This window comes from Marinilabiliales bacterium, assembly GCA_007695015.1.
Lineage (GTDB): Bacteria > Bacteroidota > Bacteroidia > Bacteroidales > PUMT01 > PXAP01.
In genome coordinates this window covers 1-4,640 of record REEN01000006.1, presented here as the reverse complement: position 1 = coordinate 4,640, position 4,640 = coordinate 1, and the positions used below count along the sequence as shown (strand labels likewise).

6 protein-coding genes are annotated in these 4,640 nt (G+C 46.4%); all 6 read right to left on the bottom strand.

The genetic code is table 11. From position 1 onward, the window contains the following. On the bottom strand, positions 1–284 hold a 284-nt coding region (locus EA408_00120), incomplete at its 3' end, for a hypothetical protein (protein TVR75620.1). A gap of 113 nt (positions 285–397) precedes the next feature. Continuing rightward, positions 398–2,413 carry a caspase family protein gene (locus tag EA408_00115; protein TVR75619.1) on the bottom strand — a complete coding sequence of 672 codons (2,016 nt, stop codon included), beginning with the start codon at positions 2,411–2,413 and terminating at the stop codon, positions 398–400. Then, on the bottom strand, positions 2,410–2,835 hold the full coding sequence (locus tag EA408_00110) for a hypothetical protein (GenBank protein TVR75618.1): 426 nt from the start codon (positions 2,833–2,835) through the stop codon (positions 2,410–2,412). Before EA408_00110 ends, EA408_00115 begins: the two co-directional genes overlap by 4 nt. A gap of 221 nt (positions 2,836–3,056) precedes the next feature. After that, the gene (locus tag EA408_00105) at positions 3,057–4,043 is read right to left on the bottom strand and encodes a type II toxin-antitoxin system HipA family toxin (protein ID TVR75621.1); all 987 of its coding nucleotides are present in this window, start codon (positions 4,041–4,043) and stop codon (positions 3,057–3,059) included. 2 nt (positions 4,044–4,045) lie between these two features. Then, a complete protein-coding gene (locus EA408_00100) occupies positions 4,046–4,369 on the bottom strand; it encodes a phosphatidylinositol kinase (protein ID TVR75617.1) in 324 nt (107 codons plus the stop codon). Beyond that, a complete protein-coding gene (locus EA408_00095) occupies positions 4,369–4,584 on the bottom strand; it encodes an XRE family transcriptional regulator (protein TVR75616.1) in 216 nt (71 codons plus the stop codon). Before EA408_00095 ends, EA408_00100 begins: the two co-directional genes overlap by 1 nt. Positions 4,585–4,640 lie beyond the last annotated feature (56 nt).

The window sequence follows — 4,640 nt, the reverse complement described above, 5'->3', positions numbered from 1 at the left end:
CCATCGATGCTTGTGTGCGGATAAATTGCAAAAGCACCTTCTGTAGTTTCAGCCCATTGAGTGTTATCCAGCCCGGTGGGTATCGGATCGTTGTTAAGGTACCTGTCTGCCCTCAGGTTCTGCTTTAACCATAGCTGGTCACCGATCTGCACAGCATGGTACTTCCGTCCGTCGCGGATGTCGGTAATGGAATCAGCCACCTGTGAAAACAGGTTTCCTGGTGCAATTAAGAAGTTTGCTGCGGTGAGAAGTGCGGTGAACGTTAACCGTGAGAAATTTTTCATGTCCTGTCCTGCAATATATCGCCCGTATGATTTAAATTTTCCTCTATTAATGTAAAAATCTTATATTTCAAACAGTTCTTCATAATTATTCAATGCCCCTGCAACCTGGCAGATCACCTCTCCCTTCGGATAAAGACAAAATCTCCGCCCTGGTCTCCCGTCCCCTTTATATCGCCGTACCGTGGGATCGTTGATGTCTGGCTCGTTACAATTGTTTTGAAACTGCTGAAAAGTTCCTCTGCAAGGATAAAGCTCCTTGTATTCTCTTCCAGCCTTTGCACAAGATAACGCAGGAAAATGCTTTCATCTGGCACCTCTGTCAGGTTGCCGCTTGTCATCGCCTTGCGACTCGGACTCGTATAAAAACGGTCAACATTCGAGGGGGTGTCAGGGAACGCGCCGCGCACCTGGAAGATGCCTCCGGCAAAACAGGCATCGGATATCAACAGGGTGTGGTTGCTTTTGATGGCGCCAATGTAATCCCTGATCTGGCTGTTCGCCATCCAGTTGGCGGTGCTCTGGCCGGTGGCGTCATTCGGCAGCCAGTAACCAAGTTCGGTATCCATGTCAAAATACCCGTGCCCTGCAAAGAAGATAAGCAGGTTGTCGTCTTCGGTTATGCGACGGGTAAACCTGTCGAGCTCGTCGATCATATCAGCCCGGGTGGGATTCTCCATCAGGATTACGTTCTCCTCGTCAAACAGGTAATGTTCGGTAAGCACATCAGCCAGTTTACGTGCATCATAGATGGGTTTGTAAAGCGGCAGGATCCAGGGGTCAGGGTACTCCTCGACCCCTACGATAAAGGCAAAGTATCTGGGCGGCCGGCCCGAAGTGATTACCTTCTCAAGCTCTTCAAACCCGGAAACGCGCTCTTCCCCGGAAGGGGCATCATAATACACATCCAGCCTTTTCTCAATGCTGTTGAACCTGGTGTCGATAGCGCGAACGACCACCTCGTTGTAGCCGGCGCTGACATTGAGGTTATATGCGAATGTACCGTCAGGGCCGGCACTGGCATCATGCCCGTTGACAGTGACCATCGAGATGCCGCTCTCATCTTCTGCCACCCCTTCAACAAGCAGTATGCCTTCGTTTATTCTCAACAGGTTGTCAGTAAAATCGCCGGGGGCGGGTGAGGTGATCGTGAGTGCCGGCGGGGTGTTATCTTCAATGTATTCGGGCTCTATGTCAACAAAGGCGGTGAGCGTGGCCTCAAAACCCGAGGCCGTCAACCGGGAAGGGTCTTCTGCCGGTGCCGGTGTAACGGGCAGGTCGCGGAACTGCATGTGCCCTGTTTCCAGGTCAACCCCAAAGGTTATGGTGAGCAGTTCAACCCCGAGATCAAGCCTCATGACCCGGTCAAGGTCGCCGGGAATACGATCGAAACGGAAAACGGCGGTAACCGACTCGCCTGTGCGCATGGTCTTCTGGGGAGCATGGTAGCGCTGGGGGCCGGTAACATCTCCCACCCTGCCCCATTGTGCCTCATACCTGCGGCCGTTGAAACCGGTAACCGACACCATGCGGTTAAAGATCTTCAGGTCCCGCTGCTCACCGTTATTGGTCACGTTAAGCACTGCTTCAACCTGGCTTTCTGACAGCCTGTGCAGGCTTTGCAGCTCGAACAGGAAATCGCCGGACTCTTCAGCAGGATTTTGCACCTCAGAGGGCTCAGCGCTTAGCCTGAACAGTATATCTCCATTCAATCCCCCCGTGTCTTCAAGTACATCCCATACAAGGGTCCGGCCGCTGCCGCCTGTCACCGACGGGCCAACATTTCCCCATGTGGTTCTGAGCTGCTGCCAGGTTGCACCGTCATCGGCCGAATAATACGGCGTTACACTGAACATCTGGCCTACCTGCTCTCCCTCGATTGAATAGGTCAGGGTAAGGTTGTCGCCCATCCGGCGTGCATCAAAGCCGGAAAAGTGCTGGGCGTTGATGGTCGCGGGAGAGAATATCGCAATTGCAAAAAGAGAAGCAGCAATAAGCGTAATGGTTCTGCAGTATTTTTTCATTGAAGGGGGGTATAACCCGGTAAGTGAAAAAGCAGGTGTAACAGTAAATGCAAAAACTTTGTAAAAATGATCCATTGAAAGGGGATTTAATTTGGCATCAGATGTCATTTAATCTCCTGCTCAAGTTCTTTTCTCATTCTCTCTATATCAGGTTCAGATTGCTCGAACCTCTCGCACACTGAACTCTTTTTTTCAATGTATTCCTGTTCCTTGCGGGCGAAATCCACCAGCTCCGAGGCTCTCAGCACGCCCGAAGCCCTGACAACCGGCATGTCTTCCAGGTACTGGTTCAGGTATTCACAACCCCTGGCAAATTCAACACTCCTGTTAAGATATATATCGGTAAGCCGGATAAGCGACTCAAGCCTGTTGTTCAGGTCCCTTCGCGAATCGGTATCAGCAGGTATCAGGTTGACAACGATCAGATACTCCTGTGATGCCTGTCGATAATCTTCATTACTGAAATGCCTTTCGGCGGAACGGAAGCTCATTCTCGATGCCCTCAAGGCATCCCTCTCCTGCGAAAACAAGCTGTTGGAGGTTAAAAGTAACAGCGCTACCAGGCTGATTGTTAGTTTTCTCATGGCTGTGTTATTTTTATTGATGCAATAATAAACAACACAAGTAATTAAACAACAACTACTTGAATAAATCACAATATAAAAGTAGCAATTCTTTGCCAGAAATTAAAACCGGGATACGAATAATTTCACAAACAACCAGTATGGGAAGGTTGGGATAATTATGAACTTTAAACCTTTGATAATTGCTTCAAGCGTCCACAATAAGACTGCCAATAGTTTCTTTTGGTTGAAGCGTTAAGAAATGAGGCTGTTATCATTTTTTCGACAATATCGGATTTTGACAGCATCAGCGACATGATATCGTTAAAAATATTCTCACCTATTTCTGCATTTTCTGCAAGTCTGGAAAACTGCATTCTGGTTTTCCCCCGGGCCAAATTCCCGGGCAATAACCCGTCGTCCAGTGCAAAATCTTTATCGTCAATATGAATCCGGCTATTTAAAAGGTCGTATGCAGGACTCAATCTGTAATCTCCCATAGGTGTTTCAAGAATGGAAAAATTTTTAAAGTGAGCATCCCCATTTGAAAACAGATAATTAAAAATAAGCATCTTAAGCAGCTTGGTTGATTCAATTTTGTATGCAGATAAATGAGCCTGCATTAATTGAAATAAATCCAGGTAACTTCCTGAATACTTGTAATGTTCGCCATGCGTTTGTGGCGTTCTGCCCGCTAAGGAAGCAAAATCATCCTGGGCGAGTTTTGTGCCATCTTCCTTAACATCAAAACGCCTGGTTATATAGGCAGGAGAGCCGTTTTTAAAGAAGATTAATGCATTTTCTGCAGTTTCTATTCCATATACCTGACGTGCAATTTGCATTGTAAGATGCTCGTTGGCCGGCATCTGGCCGGAATTCTTTCCGGCATCAGGAACCGGCTTTAGAATATATGTCCCGCGCTCGCCTTCATCTATTAGTCTTAGCTTGTTCTTTTCAAGCAATACAGAGAATTTTTCCTGCACGCCGGAGATAGAGACGCGCATTCGGTTTTGTTCAAAAAGTTCCTCCGTTTCAGGATCCGTTTCTGATGAATCATAAGGCAATACATGATTTACGGATTTACCCCGAAAGACTCTTTTTAAACAAGTCCTGCTATATGTCGTAAAACCTTTTGCTAAAGTGCCGGGACAATATGATATTTCAGGTAAACTCACCATTATTCTGTTTTAAGAACCCGAATGGCACCAATGCTATCATATTTCGCGGTCGTCATGAGTAACCCGAAATAATCTGTCTGGTCTATTCTGGTTAGTTTACAAACAACCTGTTTGTTAGACCCTTCGGGAAGCATGTTATAAAAGAACGGAAACAGAAACTCTGAATGGAACTCCTGCTTACTTTTAGGCAAGGTAAGACTGATGCCCGGCTTGCTGTTGTCAGCAAACCAGGCGTCATTATATTTGAATGAAAATGAGCCATCATCATGCTGAGTTAAGACTCCTGCTTCTTCATCCTTATACAGGATCTTTGCCTTTCTCATTATTTACGGGATATATTTTTAACTTTTAAACTAACCTCCAGTCCCAATACATCTGCAATCTTTTGTAATGTCTGTAGTGTAGGATTTCCTTTTCCACTTTCAAACTGCTTCAAGGTTCTTAAGCCAACACCAGATAATTGAGCCAGGGATTCCTGCGTGACTTTCAAAGTATCCCGGCGCTCTTTTATTATTTTAATCAATTCTTCAAAGTGCATTATTTCGCTCTTTTTTATGCAAAAATAAAAACAATTTTACAAACTCCAACTAAAAG

What these genes read in the sequence shown, in the direction of transcription:
- EA408_00095 (TVR75616.1), bottom strand. Translation starts at nt 4,584, where the DNA reads ATGCACTTTGAAGAATTGATTAAAATAATAAAAGAGCGCCGGGATACT.
- EA408_00115 (TVR75619.1), bottom strand. Translation starts at nt 2,413, where the DNA reads ATGACATCTGATGCCAAATTAAATCCCCTTTCAATGGATCATTTTTAC.
- EA408_00100 (TVR75617.1), bottom strand. Translation starts at nt 4,369, where the DNA reads ATGAGAAAGGCAAAGATCCTGTATAAGGATGAAGAAGCAGGAGTCTTA.